The following is an 18,700-nucleotide window of genomic DNA, read 5'->3' as shown; positions in this document are numbered from 1 at the left end:
TCTAAACCCAGAACATCCCGCATGAGAGGACAGAGCTTCTCATGCGGGATGTTCTGGGTTACAATTTGAAGCCGGCTCTAAAGGCCTACAGCTTCTGCAAAAACGCCATTGTATCCACGCCGTCAGCATAATCCCACGGCATGGGGCACTGGGCATCGCCGAAAGAAATACTGCCTTCGAGCCAGCCGTGTGCGGAAACCACGCACTGTGTCTTGTCTTTTACCGCAGCCAGCTTTTGGCGTAGGTCAGGCAATGAAGTAAAGGTTTCGTAAAACAGCACCGAGATAGGGGATACCAATTGCTCGCTAGGTTGCACCAACAGGAAGCCGTTGTCGAAGTGCGGCACACGATTGACGAGCAGAATGGACTTGTTGTAGTCGTAGTTGTTATGGTACTTGTGGTGTTCGATAATCGTTTTATAGTGCTCGTTAGCCTCATACAACTTGTCAAAGGTATAGCCCTCAGGTACGTATACCTTGGAAACGTTGCGGCAACCCAAGCCGAAGTACTGGAAAATGTCGTTGCCCAAGGCACGCAGTTCTTCCTCCTCTTCGTGGCCGGTAAGTACGCCGATGCTAGTGCGGTTCTTTCGGATAATGTGCGGGCGCTTGGCAAAGTAGTACTCGAAGTAGCGGGCTGTGTTATCGGAACCGGTCGCAATGATGGCGTCGGCCTCTTTGAGCATATCTACAAACTCAAACTGATTGGCAAAGGCAGGCTCTATACCTACCAACATGCTCGCAAGGCGGCGCATCAGCACATCGTCGTCGGAGCTTAGTTTAGCCAGCAGGAAGTGTCCGCTCAACAAAACCGACATGAAATCGTGAAAACCGACCATCGGGATATTGCCCGCCATCACAACGCCAACCTTTTTGGGTGTAACCTGTTTGAGGTGGTACGGGTAAAGCCATTCACGGAGGTATTGCTCATCGAGCAGGGTAATAATGCCCTGCAAAGCGGCAGAAACGTTAGCTTCGTCGAACCAAGGATTTTTGGCCTGTGCAATGAGGGACAGCGCTTTGCGCTCTTCCGGCGTCATATCCTGCAGCTGTTTTCCCAGCTTCACGAAAGCCTCGATTCTGTTCTCTAGTGTCATAGCAAACCGCTGTGTTAAAATTTATTTGATACGGATACTTAATGTTTCTAATTTTGTTCGATAAATAAAGCGATACAAAAGTACTAAAAATATACAGGAGATACGATTATGGCGATAATGATCACTGATGAATGTATAAACTGTGGCGCCTGCGAACCAGAATGTCCGAATACTGCAATATACGAAGGCGGTGCGGAATGGACTTGGGGCGGTGGCACAGAGCTTAAAGAAGTAGAGATTGACGGTGGCGAGGTTATACCCGGCGATGCGTCACAGCCTCCTATTTCAGACGAGTTCTATTACATTGTATCAGATAAGTGTACCGAGTGCATGGGCTTTCACGAAGAGCCTCAGTGTGCCGCTGTCTGCCCGGTGGATTGCTGCGTCGACGACCCAGACTACCGCGAGACAGAAGAAGAGCTATTGGCGAAAAAAGACTGGCTGCACCAAGCTAGCTAGGTATAGCCAACATCAAAAGCTTAAAAAGACCTGTCTCACACGGCAGGTTTTTTTATTTTCGTTCACCTAATTATACCCATGGAAGAGCAGCTGCATCAGGATAAGACCTTTGAGAAGATCATCTACCCGAACAAAGCCATCAAAGGCAGGGAGTTTGAAGACTGTGTTTTCAAAAACTGCGATTTCTCCAATGGCGATTTCTCCCACAACCGCTTCACCGATTGCGAGTTTGTAGGCTGCAACCTCGCCATGCTCAAATTGCTTGGGTCTACGCTGAATAACGTGACGTTCAAAGAGAGTAAGCTGACAGGCATAAACTTCAGTGAGTGTGAGGAGTTTCTGTTCACCGTCCGTTTTGAGACTTGCCTGATGGACTATACCTCATTCCTAAGGCGGAAAATGCCAAAGACACATTTTATTGATTCTTCTCTCAAGAATGCCGTGTTTGAGCATGCCAATCTCACAAAGGCAAGATTTGACAATACCGATCTGGCCGGTGCGGCCTTTGAGCGAACCATTCTTAACGAAGCCGATCTAGTCACAGCCTTCAATTACATCATAGACCCGGAGCTGAACAACATCAAAAAGGCGAGGTTCTCACAAAGCGGGCTGGCTGGCTTGCTGACAAGGTATGATATCCGAGTCGAGTAATAATCAATTTGTGTTCGAGCCCTATACCTGTGGCGGAGCAATAATTCGCTTGGCGAATGCTAACAATCAGCAATTAGCAATCAACAATTAACGTAAAATCCCTAATTTTGCCTTTTAGCGCAAAAAGCAGAAATAAACAGTTTAAGATGTCGATTTCCAAGAAATATAACCCCAGAGAAGTAGAAGAGAAGTGGTACAGCAGCTGGATGCAGCGCGGCTTTTTCCGTTCTACGCCTAACCCGAAAAAGGAACCTTACACCATCGTGATCCCGCCGCCAAACGTGACGGGCGTGCTGCACATGGGCCACATGCTCAACAACACGATTCAGGATGTACTCATCCGTCGTGCGCGCATGAAGGGCAAGGAGGCTTGCTGGGTACCGGGCACCGACCACGCATCTATCGCCACGGAGGCGAAAGTGGTGGCCATGCTCAAGGAAAGAGGCATCAACAAAAGCGATATTTCCCGTGAGGAGTTCCTGACCTACGCTTGGGAGTGGAAAGAGAAGTACGGCGGCATCATTCTGGAGCAGCTCAAGAAACTGGGCGCTTCCTGCGACTGGGACCGTACCCGCTTCACGATGGAAGACGACATGAGCGCAGCTGTGATCGAGGTGTTTGTGGACCTGTACCGCAAAGGCATGATCTACCGCGGTGTGCGTATGGTAAACTGGGACCCGCAGGGTAAAACCGCACTGTCAGACGAAGAGGTGGTGCCGAAAGACACCATGGCCAAAATGTACCACCTGAACTACGAAGTAGTGGGTGCTGCAGAGCCAACTTATATCACAGTGGCGACTTCACGTCCAGAAACGATTATGGCCGACGTGGCCGTGGCCGTGAACCCGAACGATGAACGCTACACCCACCTGCACGGCAAGTCCGTGCGTATCCCTTTGCTGGGCAAAGAGATTCCGGTAATTCTGGATGAGTACGTGTCGATTGAGTTCGGTACGGGTGCCCTAAAGGTAACGCCGGCGCACGACCTGAACGACTACGAGCTGGGCCAGAAGCACCAATTGCCAACTATCGACATCCTGAACGATGACGGTACGCTGAATGAAAAGGCGCAGCTATACGTGGGGCAGGACCGCTTTGCCGCCCGTCGCAATATCGTAAAGGACTTGGAAGCAGCCGGTTTGCTGGTGAAAATAGAGGAGTACGCGAGCGTGCTGCAAACCTCAGAGCGTACAGGTGCCGTAATTGAGCCGCGCTTGTCGATGCAGTGGTGGTGCAAAATGGAGGACATGGCCAAACCAGCTCTTGATGCCGTGATGAACGACGAGATCCGCCTGCACCCACCGAAGTTCAAGAACATGTACCGCTCTTGGATGGAGAATGTGCACGACTGGTGTATTTCGCGCCAACTGTGGTGGGGGCAGCAGATACCTGCTTACTACCTGCCGGATGGCTCGTTTGTAGTGGCTACTACCGCAGAAGATGCGCTGGATCTTGCCCGTAAGCAAAGCGGCAACGACAACCTGCAACTCACTGATCTGCGCCAAGATGAAGACGTGCTGGACACGTGGTTCTCTTCTTGGCTATGGCCGATCTCTGTGTTTGATGGTTTTAAAGACCCTGATAACAAGGACATACTTTACTACTATCCAACGAACGATCTGGTAACGGCCCCGGAGATCCTGTTCTTCTGGGTGGCGCGCATGATTATGGCCGGATATCAATTCCGCAATGAGCCGCCGTTCCGCAATGTATACCTAACCGGTATTGTGCGTGACACGCAGGGGCGCAAAATGTCGAAACAACTGGGCAACTCACCAGACCCGCTCGATTTGATCGACCAGTACGGCGCCGATGGTGTGCGTGCCGGTATGCTGTTCAGTTCGCCAGCAGGTAATGACCTGTTGTTCGACGAGAAACTGGTAGAGCAGGGCCGTAACTTCAGCAACAAGATCTGGAACGCCTTCCGACTCATAAAAGGATGGGAAGTGGATGAGAACCTGCCGTGCCCGAACGAAACGGCCATGCAATGGTTTGACTCCCGCTTCAACGAGGCCTTTGTTCAGATCGAAGACCACTTCAGCAAGTTCCGTATTTCGGACGCCTTGCTGGCAGTGTACAAACTGGTATGGGACGACTTCTGCTCAAGCTACCTCGAAATGATCAAACCAACCTACCAGCAGCCAATCGACAAGCAGACGCTTGATACCACGATCGTATACCTAGAGAAGGTGCTGAAAGTGCTGCATCCGTTCATGCCGTTCATCACCGAAGAGATCTGGCAGGACCTGAAAGAGCGCAAGGACAAGGAATATCTGATCATAGCCGCTTGGCCGAAGAAAGAGAAGTTTGACAAGCAGCTGAACGAGAAAATGGAAGCGGTGCTTAAGATCGTAGCCGCCATCCGCAACATCCGCAACTCGAAGAACATCGCGCCGACCAAGTCACTTGATCTGGCGATTAAGGTGATGAATCAGGATGGATACGAGGACTTTATCAGCATCATCCGTAAACTGGCGAACATCAACGAAATTTCGTTTGTGCAGGAGAGCGTTGATGGGGCTATCAGCTTTGTAGAAGCCGGTGATGAGTTCTTCATTCCAATGGAGGGCAACATCGACGTGGAGGCTGAGCGTGCCCGTCTGCAGAAAGAACTGGAGTATACCAGAGGTTTCCTGAACTCCGTGGCGAAGAAGCTTAGCAACGAGCGCTTTGTGAGCGGTGCCCCGGAAACGGTGATTGCTAACGAGCGTAAGAAGCAGGCGGATGCCGAAGCGAAAATTCACGCAATTGAGCAGAGTTTAGCTTCTTTGTAAGGTATAGATTCTTAATAAATGCAGCGGCCGTTCTCGTGAGGGAACGGCCGCTGTTGTTTTTACTCCTTGCTCAATTCCACTACCAACTGATCCAGCTCATCTTTCACTTTCGGCATGATATCGCTCAAGCCTTGCTTTTTCTTCGGATACACAAGTTCTACGTGGCGGTCGTTGATTTTATACTCGAGCAGGCCCTGTTCGTCTTCGGTGAGGTAGTAGAGTTTGATAAGCGCATCTGTGGTGGAAACAGCATAGGTGCGAAACTTGAAGTTGTTCATAATGCGCTGTTGTGTGGGAGCCCGGTCTTCGAGGTAGCGCTGCGTAACAACCGTGTCCAGTGCAAGGGTGGTTTCGATCTGGTGAATGGCTTTGATGTTGCCTTCGTTGAAACGCCACGTCTGCACATGATGCTTGCCTTGCTGTCGAGCGCTGTATTTGCTTTGCGATACGTTGATGCTGGCCATCACATAGAACAGCTCCATATCGCTTTCTATGGTCCGCATCGAAGGACTAGAAGTCGCGTTGTCGCTTATGAAGACAGAGGTGTTGGCAAGTATCTTAGAATCTTTGCTGAGGTCTTGCCCTAATTGAAAATTGCTGTCTTGGTTTAAGAAGAAAGCGAAGAGTATAGGCAACAGAAGTGAGAGTGCAGTCATAACGTTTGAGGTTTATACCTGTTTCCCTATACTCAAATATCGTGCAGAAGGCTACAATGCTGAGCTATCTACTACACGCCACGTAATATTTCCGTTGTTCACTTCGTAGCGCAAAATCATGTAACCACCAATATGGCCGTCTTCATAATAGGCCATGGCGTAGCGGTCGTTCAGGATGCGGCTGTCACGGATGGTCATGGTGCCACCCACCACGCCCTCGGTAGGTATAAGCTGGCGTTGCTTGCGGCTCAGGTCGTTCATCAGGTCCACCTCGGGGTTGCGCAGACCTTTTTTGCGGAGCTTCTGTATGTCGCCTTCACTCAGGCTTCCCATTTCATCCACGAACTCCACGCCGCTCGGAGGAACAACACTCATGGTATCAGGTGGGAGCATCATGCCTTCTAATGAATCAGTTTCGGTCTCCTCTTGCTCCAGTTGCTGACCAGTTTCAGTCAGTTTATTGTCGGCTATGCGCAGGCGGCTCTCTGCGTCGTTTTTCTTCCAGTAGAAATACATGGCCGCAAACAGGAATATGGCAGCTAAGATCCAAGCAATGGCAACTCTCATAGTTTTATAGGTATACTGTCAGTTATATATTAAGTAATGCTAATATACAGTGAAAAGCGAAATAAAGATTTAATAATCGGAAAGGCGATCTGCTTTTGTTCTTCCTCGTAACACAAATTTCTACGGCCTACTCCAGCTCTAAGGGAGGCCCTACGACTTCCATGCCATTGGCTGCGAATATTTTGGCAATTTCATCTTTGGAGGGGTCGCCCTTTAGAGCAGCCATGGTCAAAAAGAAATCTTCTAGCTTGCCTGCCGGTTGCACGATGACTGTCATTTTCCCGATCTCACTCACCTGCGTCCAAGCATGTGGGACTTTGCTGGGCAAAAAAATAGTGTCTCCTGTTTTAAGATGGTGTTTCTCTTCCCCAACCTGAAAATAATATTCTCCTTCCAACACTCGGAATATCTCATCCTGATAATGATGAACATGCAACGGCGTTCCTCGTTTCGGTGACATGCCTGTTTGTTCGAAAATTGCCAGCCCTCCATCAGTGTCTCTGCCCGATACTTTTACATCAATGATATTGGCGTTAACCCCCTTCAGTTGAATATGTCCATGCAATCTTCCTTCTCCAGCCTTCACTTTAAATCCTTTCCCACCATTGAAAATAGCAGCATTAGCTTTTGCAAATTTAGCCAGCGGTATGGCGGCTAACAGTAGTACGATAAACTTGCTTCTTTTCATGAGTGATTACACAATGGTGCGTTGATCTAGTATGCCTTTCTCCCTGCACTTTTTACGTAAGATGGCCTATTCAATGACAGCTTTAAAACAAAAAAGCCCACCCCATTTCTGAGGCAGGCTTTCTGTTTATACCTAAAGTCTTTTGTCTTTCGCCAAAAAACTCCTTAGTCAAAAAATTAAATCGTTTGGTTTACGTCCCAGTTCTCAAGGTAATCCGCTACGCGGCGCACGAACATGCCACCCAGCGAGCCGTCCACTACGCGGTGGTCGTAAGAGTGCGACAGGAACATGAAGTGACGGATGCCGATCAGGTCACCTTCTGGGGTCTCAATCACGGCTGGCTTTTTCTTGATTGCACCTACGGCCATAATCGCCACTTGCGGCTGCATGATGATCGGTGTGCCCATTACGTTACCAAATGAACCCACGTTCGATACCGTGTAGGTACCACCCGACAAGTCGTCCGGAGTCAGTTTGTTGATACGGCCACGGTTTGCGAGGTCATTCACTTTCTTGGTCAGGCCATTCAGGTTCAGCTGGTCAGCGTTTTTGATGTTCGGAACGATCAAGTTACCGCTTGGTAGGGCCACGGCCATACCGATGTTGATGTCTTTGTGACGGATAATGTTGCCACCGTCCACGGACACGTTGATCATCGGGAAGTCTTTGATCGCCTTGGCAATCGCGTCGATGAAGATCGGCGTGAAGGTCAGGTTTTCGCCTTCGCGTCTCTTATACTCGTTCTTCCACTTGTTACGCCAGTTCACGACGTTGGTCACGTCGGCCTCTACGAAAGAAGTTACGTGCGGCGAAATGCGCTTACTGTCCACCATACGGTCGGCAATCATCTTGCGCATGCGGTCCATCTCGATGATCTCCACGTTTCCGCTGTAAGATGCGGCTGGCTTGGAAGCGGCAGGGGCAGCCTGTGTCTGTGGCTGAGCAACTGGCGCTGGTGCAGCTTGTGGTGCTGCGGCAGGAGCAGCTTGTGTCTGCGGCTGAGCCTGTGGAGCGGCAGCTTGCTGTGGCGCATTTTTGCGGCTCTCTACGTAAGTCAGGATGTCTTTCTTAGAAACACGACCTTCTTTGCCTGTACCCGGCACGTACTCCAGTTCCTGCATCGAAATACCTTCTTCGCGGGCAATGTTAAGCACAAGTGGAGAGTAGAAACGGCCGGAGGCTGGCTGGTCGAGTTTGGCTACGGATCCGTTAGAAGATTCAGCTGCAGGCTGTGCGGCTGCCTGTGGTGCCGGAGCGGCGGCAGGAGCTTCTGTAGCGGCAGGGGCAGGAGCGGCAGTGTCTTCGCCGTTGGTAGAGATAATCGCGATCGGGGCGCCCACGGCTACCACGTCACCTTCTTGTACCAGTATCTCCTTCAGTACGCCGCCTTGAATGGCAGGTACTTCCGTGTCCACTTTGTCTGTAGCTACTTCCAGCACCGATTCGTCTTGCTCGATGGAGTCACCCACGTTTTTGAGCCATTTCAGAACGGTACCTTCCATGATACTCTCGCCCATTTTGGGCATAACCATTTCTACAAGTGCCATATTTTGTTTATTCGTTGTTCTAAATAAGGGACAGTTTTTTGGGCCGAAAGAGACAGAAAAGCAAAGCCATGCTATACCTAGCGACCCGAATTTGCAAACAAAGTTAATGATTTTAGCCTATTCCTCAACCGCTATATTCAAACTTTGGCGTACGAGGTTGAGCACGGCCAAGGCAGTATACTCAATATTGAGCTGTCGGTTTTTGTTAAACTGCAAAAGTTTCGCTTTGCTGCCATGCTGGTCGGCATAGGCAATCCAGATGGTGCCCACCGGCTTTTCGGCTGTACCACCGTCGGGCCCCGCGATGCCGCTAGTTGCCACCCCGATGTCGGTATTGAGCTTCTGGCGCACGTTTTGGGCCATTTCCAGCACCGTGGCTTCGCTCACGGCACCGTGCTGTTGTAGGGTTTCAGGCTTCACACCCAGCACCTGCATTTTCACGCTGTTATCGTAAGCCACTACACCGCCCACAAAGTAGGCCGAACTGCCCGGCACGCTGGTCATGCGGTGCGCCAGAAAACCACCCGTGCAACTTTCGGCAGCGGAGATGGTCAGACCACGCTCTTTTAACAGCTTTCCTAGTGCTTCTTCTAGAGGAACTTCGCCATAGGCAAAGATATGCTTTGGTATGAGGGCCGCGAGCTTACTTACTTCCGCGTCCAGTTCTTTTTCTAATTGTTCGGCATGGTCGCTGGTGCCGGTCAGGCGCAGCCGTACGCCGCCGAGGTGGGGCAGGTAGGCCAGCCGGATGTGCTGCGGCAGATTCGTCTCCCAGTCCTCCAGCTTCTCAGCCAACATCGACTCTGGTATACCTACCGTCTGGATTACTCTATGGATGATATGCGGTGTTTTGAAGTAGGCTTTGAGCTGTGGCAGCACGGTGTCCTCCATCATACGCTTCATCTCAAACGGCACCCCCGGCATCGACACGAATACTTTACCTTCATCCTCAAACCACATACCCGGCGCGGTGCCCAGCACATTGCGCACCGGTGTACACGAAGCCGGTAAAAACGCCTGTTGCCTATTGAGTTCTGTCAGGGCATAGCCACGGATTTTGAACAGTTCGGTTACGTCAGCCAGCGATTGCTCGTCGAGCTCGAGCTCAGTATGGAAGTAATCGGCCAGCACGTTTTTGGTAAGGTCGTCTTTGGTGGGACCGAGACCACCGGTGATCAGGATAATGTCGGCGCGGCTACGGGCATTGTCGAGGGCCTCCACGATGTGGCTTGCTTCGTCTGAAACGGAGGTGATTTGCTTCACCCGTATACCTATTTTGGTCAGCTCCGTTCCCATCCACGCAGAGTTGGTGTCCACTATCTGCCCGTACAGGATCTCGTCGCCTACCGTAATTATTTCTGCGTATACCGTTTTCATAATATTATTTTTGGTCTGATTTGTGTGTTGGTCAGGAAAACCATTTCAAGTTAAAGATGTTCGCCTGAATTGAAGCATAGCTGCGGTTATTTTCTGTATTTTGCCCGGCTGTCAGGTATAGGCCTGCATCTTTGTGAATTAAACTTAAAACCCATGAAAAAATTACTCTACACCTCCCTTGTAGCCCTAACCCTTGGCGCCTCGGCTTGTACCGTAGCCGACATTCAGCGCACCGTAGACGGTGTTGTGGCCGGAACCGGAGGCGCTGCCGTTACCCGCAACGAAGTGGCGTCTGGCCTGAAACAAGCCTTGGAAGTAGGCATTACCAAAGGTTCTAATCAAGCCTCGCAGACAGACGGTTACTACAAGAACTCGCTCATTCGTATACCTTTCCCGCCGGATGTGCAAAAGGTGGAGAACACGCTTCGTCAGGTAGGGCTAGGCAAAGAGGTGGACCGCTTCGTAATGACCCTGAACCGTGGCGCCGAAGATGCCGCCAAAAGCGCTGTGCCGATCTTTGTGAATGCCATCAAACAAATGAGCATCGCCGACGCATGGGGCATTCTGAAGGGCGACAAAGACGCCGCTACGCAGTACCTGAAGCGCACAACTTCCACGCAGTTGCAGACGGCCTTTATGCCCGTGATTCAAAAATCGTTGGAGAAGACCAACGCCACCCGCTATTATACCGATCTTGTTACGCAGTACAACCAAATCCCGATGGTGCAAAAGGTAAACCCGAATCTCGATGAGTACGCCACGCAAAAAGCCATGGACGGTCTGTTCCTGTTGGTTGCGCAAGAAGAGGCGAACATTCGTGAGAACCCGATCGCCCGCACGACTGAGTTGCTGCGCAGGGTGTTTGCCAAAGAAAATCAGTCTTAAGCTATACCTGTTATACTGCTTACAAGAGCCCGCTGTACCCTTTGGTGCGGCGGGCTTTCTTTTTTGCAAAACATTAGAACCGGATTGAAAGTACAATACACAAAATTTTAGCAATGAGTTAGATACGCTTATACGCCCCTTGTCAAGTATGGAAAACAAACGCTTCAAATACAGCCCCATCACCAAAGAGAAAGACCTTGACGCACTAATTGAGGATATCGGAGACGCCCGGGTGGTGATGCTGGGAGAGGCTTCGCACGGCACTTCCGAGTATTATACCTGGCGCACGGCCATTTCGCGACGGCTCATCGAAGACAAGGGCTTTACTTTTATAGCCGTAGAGGGTGACTGGCCGGAGTGCTATGCCGTGAACCGTTTTGTGAAAGGCTACCAGAACTCAGGTCGTAAGATTGCCGATGTGCTGGGGGTATACCGCCGCTGGCCTACCTGGATGTGGGCGAACTGGGAAGTGGCCGCGCTGATCGAGTGGATCCGCGATTTCAACCACATCCGCAACGCGCAGGGGAAGATAGGCTTCTACGGACTGGATGTCTACAGCTTGTGGGAGTCGCTGGAGCAAGTGCTCAAGTACATGGAACAGCACGATGGAAAAGCCGCAGATGCTGCCCGCGCCGCCGTGCAGTGTTTCGAGCCTTTCCACCGCGACCCGCAGACCTATGCGCAGGCAACCGCTTTTGTACCGACTGACTGCGAAAATGAAGTAATACAGATGCTGGAGCAAGTGTCCCGCCGGCTGGTATTCCCTGAAGACCCAGAGCACGAGTTTAATACTACTCAAAACGCGTTGGTAGCCGTGAATGCCGAGAAATATTACCGCGCCATGATCAGAGGAGGGGTGAACTCTTGGAATGTGCGCGACACACACATGATGGAGACACTGGACCGCTTGCTGGAATTCCACGGACCGGATGCCAAAGCCATTGTGTGGGAGCACAACACCCACATCGGCGATGCCCAATATACCGATATGGCAGACGACGGCATGTTCAACATCGGGCAGTTGGCACGTGAAAGGTATGGCCGTGATCAGGTAAAACTGGTGGGTTTCGGCACCTATCAAGGCAATGTGATCGCCAGCCGATCGTGGGGGGCGCCTATGCAGAAGATGGACGTGCCTCCGGCCAAGGAGGGGAGCTGGGAACACATGCTCCACGAAATGAGCACCGACGACAAAATCATCCTTTCCAAAGACCTGAGAGAAGTACCAGAACTACAGCAACGCATCCCGCACCGTGCTATCGGCGTGGTGTATGATCCGAAAATGGAGCACCTTGGCAACTACGTACCTACGGTTATACCTGAGCGCTACGATGCCTTCCTGTATTTCGACGAAACAGAAGGCGTGCACCCGCTCCACATGAAAACACGCGGCGCAAAAGAACCGGAGTTGTATCCGTGGAACTACTGATTTAGAAAGTTTAGAAGTTAGAAAATTTGGAAAGCATGGGCTTTAGCATTTACTCGATCTCCTAATTAATAGTGTCATACGAAGGCTGGATTTGAAATATGCTTTGAATTGTGGATATTCAAAGTCTCAAATGACACAGTCTGATTGTGAAACGTTTTTCTTTCGTCTTCCTTCTATTTCTATTCTTTAGCCTTCCCGTATTAGCGCAGGTGAAGGGGGAGGGAGTGCCCTATATTAAAAATTATTCGCTTAAAGAGTATCAGGCTTCTCCTCAAAACTGGGCTGTGGTGCAGGATCATCGGGGCATTATGTACTTTGGCAACAACTATGGCGTGCTGGAGTTCGATGGCAATCACTGGCGCAGACTTGGCCTGCCGAACCGCTCTACAGTACATTCATTGGCCGTCAACAAAGAGGGACGCGTGTATGTGGGCGGTCAGGATGAGTTCGGCTACCTGCAACCCGACGAATCGGGCATGATGGCCTACGTTTCGCTAAAGCCGCTCATCAGTAGCGATGACAAAACCTTTGCCGATGTCTGGAACATCTTCACCAAAGATGACGAGGTGTTTTTCTGCACAGTGTCGGGTGTTTACCATTTCGATGGCGACAGTGTGAAAGTACATACAACCCCCTACGACCCGACGGGCTTTCCATTTTTTGTGCAGGGCAGGCTGTTGGTGCCTGTGCTGGGGCAAGGGATTTACGAACTTAAGGATGATCAGCTGGTGCCCATACAGGGAAGCGAACAAATTTCTGCATATAACATCGCATCCATCCTGCCTTATCCCGGCGGAAAAGCGCTGATCCTAACAGAGGAAAAAGGTGTTTTTATTTATGATGGGTATAACAGCTTTAGTCCGAGCAACTGGCCTGTTGAGGATTTCCTCATCAAAAACAAAGTAAACAGAGCCACGGCCCTGACAGAAGGGTATGCTATTGGCACGCTCTTAAACGGCCTCGTGGTAATCGATATGGATGGCCGGCCCACCCAACACTTGAACACCGGCAAAGGGCTTCAAAACAGTACGGTGCGCAGCATCTATCAGGACCACAAAGAGAACCTTTGGCTGGCTCTTAATTATGGCATCGACTATGTGGAGATAAATTCCCCATTCAAGATGTTCAATGGCAGGCTGGGCTTGCCGGGCACGGGCTATGCTTCGTTGGTGAATCAATCCACACTCTATCTTGGCACCAGTGACGGCTTGTTTTACAAACCTATCGCCGACGATGAAAACCCGTTGAATCCGCTGCCCCTGAAGCGGGTCGAAAACACGGAAGGGCAGGTATACAACTTGCAGCAAATAGGCGGAAAAATCATTTTATCGCACCACAACGGACCTTTCGAGTTAGTCGACAACAAAGCGGTCAGGCTTGCAGAGCATCGGGGGACGTGGCAGTTTCTACCGCTTCAGTCCCGCCCCGGCTACTATGTCTGCGGTACTTACCACGGACTCATGCTGTATAAAATGGTAGACGGCAGGCTGGCTTTTCAGAATAAACTTTCAGGCTTCGAGGAATCTTCGCGGATAATGGAAGAAGACAGTGATGGCAACATTTGGGTGGCGCACGGTTACATCGGGCTGTTCAAAATCAAACTCTCCAATGACCTGAGCAAAGTAGAACAAGTGACGTTTTATGGTGAGAAGAATGGACTGCCCTCCAACCTCGGTATCAATGTGTATAAGATTAATGGCAAGCTGGTGTTCACGGGACTGCAGGGCGTGTATGTCTACAACAAAAAGACGGACCGCTTTGAAATATATGACGAACTGAACAAGCTCTTTGATAGGCAGGTGCAGGTCCGAAAGCTGGTAGAAGACAAAGAAGGCAACATTTGGTTCTCAGCGGGCGAGGAAATGGGCCTGATTAGGAAGCTGAGCAACGGCAGTTACGAGGTTATCCGGAACGTGTTCAACAAGCTGGAGGGCAAGCTGGTGGGAGGCTTTGAGCACATTGCCTATTACAACAACCAAAATGTGCTCATCGGTATAGATGAGGGTTTTGTGCAGTACCAGCCAAACTTTCTGCAGAAAAACAGCCTGCAAGAGAAATTTTATACCTTGATCCGACAGGTGGAGGTTAGAAAGCAAGCTTCTGATTCACTTATTTATGGCGGCTCTTTTGTGAACAACGGATTGATTGAAAATGCACAGCCGGGACATAGTGTTCCATCCCTACCATATGCGCTCAACTCCCTTAAATTTACATTCGGGGCCATACTCTACGATGGCATTGAGGATGTGCAGTACCGCTACTACTTAGAGGGATTTGATGCGGACTGGTCGCCTTGGGGCACTACGCTGCAAAAAGAATATACCAATTTGCGGGAGGGCACCTATACCTTCCGGGTAAAGGCCCGCAACGTGTATAATCAGGAAAGCGAAGAGGCGGCCTATGAGTTTACGATATCCCCGCCATGGTACAGGTCGGTCTGGGCTTATGCGCTTTATGTGCTGTTGGGCGTGCTGCTGGCCTACCTGATCTGGAAGATGATGGACCGCCGTGTGCACTTAGCTAAAATAAAACTGAAGCAGGAACAGGAGAAAGCGCTTAGGTTGAAAGAGGCCCAGCATATGGAAGAGGTGCTGAAAGCCGAGAAAGAGATTATACGGCTCAACAACGAAAAGCTGGAGAGCGAACTCAACCATAAAACGCAGGAACTGACCTCATCGGCCTTGCATGTTATGCAAAACGTGGAGGCGGTGCATAAGGTAAAAGAGCAACTGCAGCGCGTTATGGACGATGTGAGTGAGAAGGAAACCCGTCAGCAACTGCGCAAGATCCTAAGGGCCGTGGAGGAGGAGATCAAGATTGAAAACAACTGGGAGCAATTTGAAATTCATTTTAACCAAGTGCATCAGGACTTCCTCAAACGTTTGAGTCAGGACTACCCTGAACTAACCCACAAAGACCTGAAAATGTGCGCCTACCTACGGCTCAACCTGTCCAGCAAAGACATTGCATCCTTGCTGAAACTATCATTGAGGGGTGTGGAGACAAGTAGGTATAGAATCCGGAAGAAGATGAACCTCGAACAGGACGAGAATTTAGCGGATGTGATTATGCGGTATTAAGAGGCTTTGGGCAGCTATTTTATACCTGATGTAAGTATAAGTTTTACCACAAGCTGAGAATGCAAAGCCTCTTTAAAAATGAAAGCGCCTGGTATAACCGGGCGCTTTCTTCAATTAATTCACTCACTATAATCAATCATCAATCAACATCATTTCGATACCCTTGCATCGGCATCCAGCAAGGTAAACTTCTTCATCTGATCACCGATGCGCACTTCAAACTCCCCAACTTCAGTCACTTTCTTGCCGTCGCGGTTCGTGTAGCTTAGGTCATCTGCGGTTAAGGTAAATGAGATAGTTTTGCTTTCCTGTGGCTTCAGGTTTATTTTCTCGAAGCGGCGCAGGCGTTTCACGTCTGGGGTAATGCCCGTGGCATACAGATCAGAGGTATAAAGGTGCACTGTCTCTTTACCTTCTCGGGTTCCTGTGTTCGTCACTTTAATGCTTACCTCAATTGGCTCACCCATCTTGATGCTTTCTTTCAAGGTCAGGTTCTCGTACTTGAAGGTGGTATAGCTCAGGCCATGACCAAACTCATACTGCGGGTTGTAATCAGCCTCGTAGTTATATACTCCTTCTGCCTTGCGCTGCTCTGCCGACGGCTTGTGGATATAAGGAACAAGCGCATTCGGGTAGCGAGGGTAATTGTAAGGCAGCTTGCCCGAGGGGTTCACATCGCCCACCAGTACATCGGCCAAGGCGTCACCACCGAAGTTGCCGGGCTGGTAAATCTGCACGATGGCCTGCATTTGCTGCTCAAATTTGCTGATTACGCGCGGACGGCCCTCGTTCAACACCAGTATCACCGGCTTGCCAGTCTGGGTCATTTTCTTGGCCAACTCAGTCTGTAGGTCCGACATGTGTATGTCGTTGATGTTTCCCGGGGTTTCGGTAGAGGTGTTTTCGCCGAGGCACAATACAATCACATCAGCTTTTTTGGCGGCGGCAACAGCCTGTTCCATTTTGTCAGCATACTCTTCATAGTAGAAGCCATCCATTTTGTAGCTCACGCCCGGCACAAAATTCACATTCGCTTTTCCAATCTCATTTTGCAGCGCCTCTACAATCGTGTTATACTTATCCGCAAATTCCTCTACTTTTTCGCCCTGCCAAGAGTAGGTCCAAGCGCCATTCAGGGTGCGCATGCTGTTGGCATTCGGGCCCGTTACCAGCACTTTCATGTTCTTGCGAAGTGGCAGTACATCTTTCTCGTTTTTGAGAAGCGTTATCGACTCAGAAGCCATTTGGTATGCGGCCTCTTCAAACTCCTTGCTGCCGAATTTCGGGTAGTCCTTCGGGTTGGTGGTTGGTTTTTCGAACAGGTTCAGATTGTGCTTCACGCGCAAGATGCGACGCACGGCATCGTCTATGCGTTCCTGCTTTACTTTGCCCTCTTTCACGAGTTCTATCAGTCCTTCACAAAACGGCTCATACTGGTAGGCAATCATCGACATGTCCACACCCGCATTGATGGCAAGCATGATGGCGTCTTTCATGGTAGGGGCCACCTTGTCACGGGTATGCAGGTACTCGATATCACCCCAGTCCGTCACCACCAAACCTTTAAAACCGAGCTCTTCTTTTAACAGTTTGGTCAGGATGTCGGGGTTGGAGTGTACGGGCACCCCATTGATGATGCCCGAATTGATCATGATTGTCTGGGAGCCAGCCTCGATGGCTGCCTTGAAGGGCGGTAAGTGGTACTCACGCAGCGCCTCCTCTGGTATATAAGTCGGAGTTCGGTCTTTGCCGGAAGTAGGTACTTGATAGCCTAGGAAGTGCTTCATGCACGAAGCCACATGCTCATGGTGGCCAATGCTGTTGTCTTCACCTTCATAGCCCTTGATCATTTCCAAACCCAGTTCTGATATCAGGTATGGGTCCTCGCCGAAGGTTTCAAACTGGCGGGAGAAACGCGGATCAGGGCCAAGGTCCAGCACAGGGGAGAAGTTCCAAGGTATAGAGCTGGCGCGTGTTTCGTAGGCGGTTATCTCGGCGCCACGTCGCACCAGTTCGCGGTTGCGGCTGGCTGCCTGCCCGATCTGCTGCGGAAACATGGTGCCTCCTGCTGTGTAAGTAGCCCCATGGATCTGGTCCACACCGTAGATCACCGGGATTTTCATACGGGTCTGGTTCATAGCCATGTCCTGTATCTGGCTGATGATGGCGTACCATTGTTCAGGCGTCCGGGCGCGGTTGTTGGCCGTGTTCAGAATGGAGCCGATTTTGTATTCGATGAGGGCTTTGCGCAGTTCCACACTGTCCAGCTCGAACGGCTCAAAGCTTGTGAATCTGTTCTCGCCTTTGCCCACCACGTCGAGTGTGATCTGGGCCATCTGACCTACTTTCTCCTCCAGCGTCATCTTGCTGAGCATGTCCTCGATCTTGCGGTCGATTTCAGATAGTTGCGGAGCCGCTTCTACGTTCGATGCTGTGGTTTCAGTGGACCCAGCGGCTGGTTTTGGGGTCTGACAGTTGGCCAGCAGCAGGCAGGCTGCGAAGGCAGTCAGGGTTATATTTTTAAATCTCATTTCTTATCGGTTTGATAATTAGCGTAACAGACGGGGCTCTCTTATTTTTCGATCATCTTGTATACCCGTACATAGTCCACTTCCATAGACTGCGGGTATACGCTTGGGTCAACGCCTTGCGCTCCACCCCAATTACCGCCAACTGCGATGTTTAGGAGTAAATGAAAGCGTTTGTCGAAAGGCCAGAAGTCAGTGCCTTTGCCTTCATTAATGAACTCAAAAACAGGTATGTTATCAATGTAGCCTCTGATGGCATAAGGGGTCCAGTCCACGCGGTAAAGGTGAAAGGCCGTACTGGCAGTCTCTACTATTTTGCTTTTCCCTTTCTGCGTATTCTTGTTGTGGTTATAAGCCTCGGTGTGTACGGTGATGTGCACCTTGTTCTGGTCGTAGCCCACATGTTCCATCACATCGATCTCGCCCGATTTAGGCCAGCCGCCATATGCCCAGTCGGTCGGGAGCATCCAAATGGCCGGCCATGTGCCTACGCCCGTCGGGAGCTTGGCTTTGAACTCGAACCTGCCGTACAAAAAGTCGCCTTTGTTTTTAGAAACCAGTCGGGCGGAGGAGTACTCTTTGCCTTCTATATTTTCTTTTAGAGCTGTGATCTTCAGTGTGCCATTTTCCACACTAGAGTTGCTGGAGCGGTCTGTGTAGTACTGGAGTTCGTTGTTACCCCAGCCTGTTCCTCCTATGTCGTAGCCCCATTTTTCAGGGTTGGGTTGACCTGTGTACTCAAACTCATCAGACCAGACAGGTGTGCTTTCGAACTGCCAATTGAGGTCCTGTGGTGCTTTGGGCTGTGATATGAATGGCTTTGGCTCTTCTTTGCTGGAGGAGCAGGAGCACATCGTAAAAGATAGGCAGCAAGCGATGGCTGCGAGTAATGCCTGCATAATGTGGTGTAAGTGTAAAGTGGTTAGTTTGTTCCTTGGTGGGTTACTGCATGTGGTTTAGGCA

Annotated in this window: 14 protein-coding genes; 6 read left to right on the top strand and 8 right to left on the bottom strand. The window is 50.4% G+C overall.

What is annotated here, in order from left to right:
• Positions 1-85: 85 nt before the first annotated feature.
• Positions 86-1,096: an acyl-CoA reductase gene (locus Q1A04_RS08155; RefSeq protein WP_299703792.1), complete on the bottom strand. Its 1,011-nt coding sequence runs from the start codon at positions 1,094-1,096 to the stop codon at positions 86-88.
• Positions 1,097-1,204: 108 nt separating this feature from the next.
• Between Q1A04_RS08155 and Q1A04_RS08150 the strand changes: the two genes are divergently transcribed.
• The 3 genes from Q1A04_RS08150 to Q1A04_RS08140 all read left to right on the top strand — a co-directional run bounded on the left by Q1A04_RS08150 (position 1,205) and on the right by Q1A04_RS08140 (position 4,980).
• Positions 1,205-1,555, top strand: coding sequence for a 4Fe-4S dicluster domain-containing protein (locus Q1A04_RS08150; protein WP_299703790.1), 351 nt, complete (start codon positions 1,205-1,207; stop codon positions 1,553-1,555).
• Between the two features lie 78 nt (positions 1,556-1,633).
• Positions 1,634-2,206 (top strand): pentapeptide repeat-containing protein, encoded by a 573-nt coding sequence (locus Q1A04_RS08145; protein WP_299703787.1) that lies wholly within the window; start codon positions 1,634-1,636, stop codon positions 2,204-2,206.
• A gap of 146 nt (positions 2,207-2,352) precedes the next feature.
• The gene (locus Q1A04_RS08140) at positions 2,353-4,980 is read left to right on the top strand and encodes a valine--tRNA ligase (RefSeq protein WP_299703785.1); all 2,628 of its coding nucleotides are present in this window, start codon (positions 2,353-2,355) and stop codon (positions 4,978-4,980) included.
• Positions 4,981-5,039: 59 nt separating this feature from the next.
• Here the strand turns inward: Q1A04_RS08140 and Q1A04_RS08135 are convergent, their stop codons facing one another.
• The 5 genes from Q1A04_RS08135 to Q1A04_RS08115 form a co-directional block, all read right to left on the bottom strand.
• Entirely contained in the window at positions 5,040-5,636 is a 597-nt protein-coding gene (locus tag Q1A04_RS08135; RefSeq protein WP_299703783.1) for a hypothetical protein, read from the bottom strand.
• Positions 5,637-5,687: 51 nt separating this feature from the next.
• The gene (locus Q1A04_RS08130; RefSeq protein WP_299703781.1) at positions 5,688-6,203 is read right to left on the bottom strand and encodes a hypothetical protein; all 516 of its coding nucleotides are present in this window, start codon (positions 6,201-6,203) and stop codon (positions 5,688-5,690) included.
• Between the two features lie 127 nt (positions 6,204-6,330).
• On the bottom strand, positions 6,331-6,891 hold the full coding sequence (locus Q1A04_RS08125) for a cupin domain-containing protein (protein ID WP_299703779.1): 561 nt from the start codon (positions 6,889-6,891) through the stop codon (positions 6,331-6,333).
• A 176-nt stretch (positions 6,892-7,067) separates the two neighbouring features.
• Positions 7,068-8,438 carry a dihydrolipoamide acetyltransferase family protein gene (locus Q1A04_RS08120; RefSeq protein WP_299703777.1) on the bottom strand — a complete coding sequence of 457 codons (1,371 nt, stop codon included), beginning with the start codon at positions 8,436-8,438 and terminating at the stop codon, positions 7,068-7,070.
• A gap of 117 nt (positions 8,439-8,555) precedes the next feature.
• Entirely contained in the window at positions 8,556-9,815 is a 1,260-nt protein-coding gene (locus Q1A04_RS08115; RefSeq protein WP_299703775.1) for a competence/damage-inducible protein A, read from the bottom strand.
• A gap of 153 nt (positions 9,816-9,968) precedes the next feature.
• Between Q1A04_RS08115 and Q1A04_RS08110 the strand changes: the two genes are divergently transcribed.
• From Q1A04_RS08110 to Q1A04_RS08100, 3 genes are all read left to right on the top strand, one after another.
• Entirely contained in the window at positions 9,969-10,700 is a 732-nt protein-coding gene (locus tag Q1A04_RS08110; protein WP_299703773.1) for a DUF4197 domain-containing protein, read from the top strand.
• A gap of 148 nt (positions 10,701-10,848) precedes the next feature.
• Complete coding sequence (locus tag Q1A04_RS08105) at positions 10,849-12,129, top strand: erythromycin esterase family protein (RefSeq protein ID WP_299703771.1); 1,281 nt, start codon at positions 10,849-10,851, stop codon at positions 12,127-12,129.
• Between the two features lie 146 nt (positions 12,130-12,275).
• Positions 12,276-15,209, top strand: coding sequence for a triple tyrosine motif-containing protein (locus tag Q1A04_RS08100; protein ID WP_299703769.1), 2,934 nt, complete (start codon positions 12,276-12,278; stop codon positions 15,207-15,209).
• Positions 15,210-15,358: 149 nt separating this feature from the next.
• On the opposite strand, the gene Q1A04_RS08095 is transcribed toward Q1A04_RS08100, so the two are convergent.
• On the bottom strand, positions 15,359-17,740 hold the full coding sequence (locus Q1A04_RS08095; RefSeq protein WP_299703767.1) for a glycoside hydrolase family 3 N-terminal domain-containing protein: 2,382 nt from the start codon (positions 17,738-17,740) through the stop codon (positions 15,359-15,361).
• A 41-nt stretch (positions 17,741-17,781) separates the two neighbouring features.
• A complete protein-coding gene (locus Q1A04_RS08090; protein WP_299703766.1) occupies positions 17,782-18,636 on the bottom strand; it encodes a glycoside hydrolase family 16 protein in 855 nt (284 codons plus the stop codon).
• Between the last annotated feature and the right edge of the window lie 64 nt (positions 18,637-18,700).

The organism is uncultured Pontibacter sp. (assembly GCF_947499215.1).
Lineage (GTDB): Bacteria > Bacteroidota > Bacteroidia > Cytophagales > Hymenobacteraceae > Pontibacter.
The sequence above is the reverse complement of the archived record's forward strand: the minus strand, read 5'-3'. Positions and strand labels throughout refer to the sequence as shown.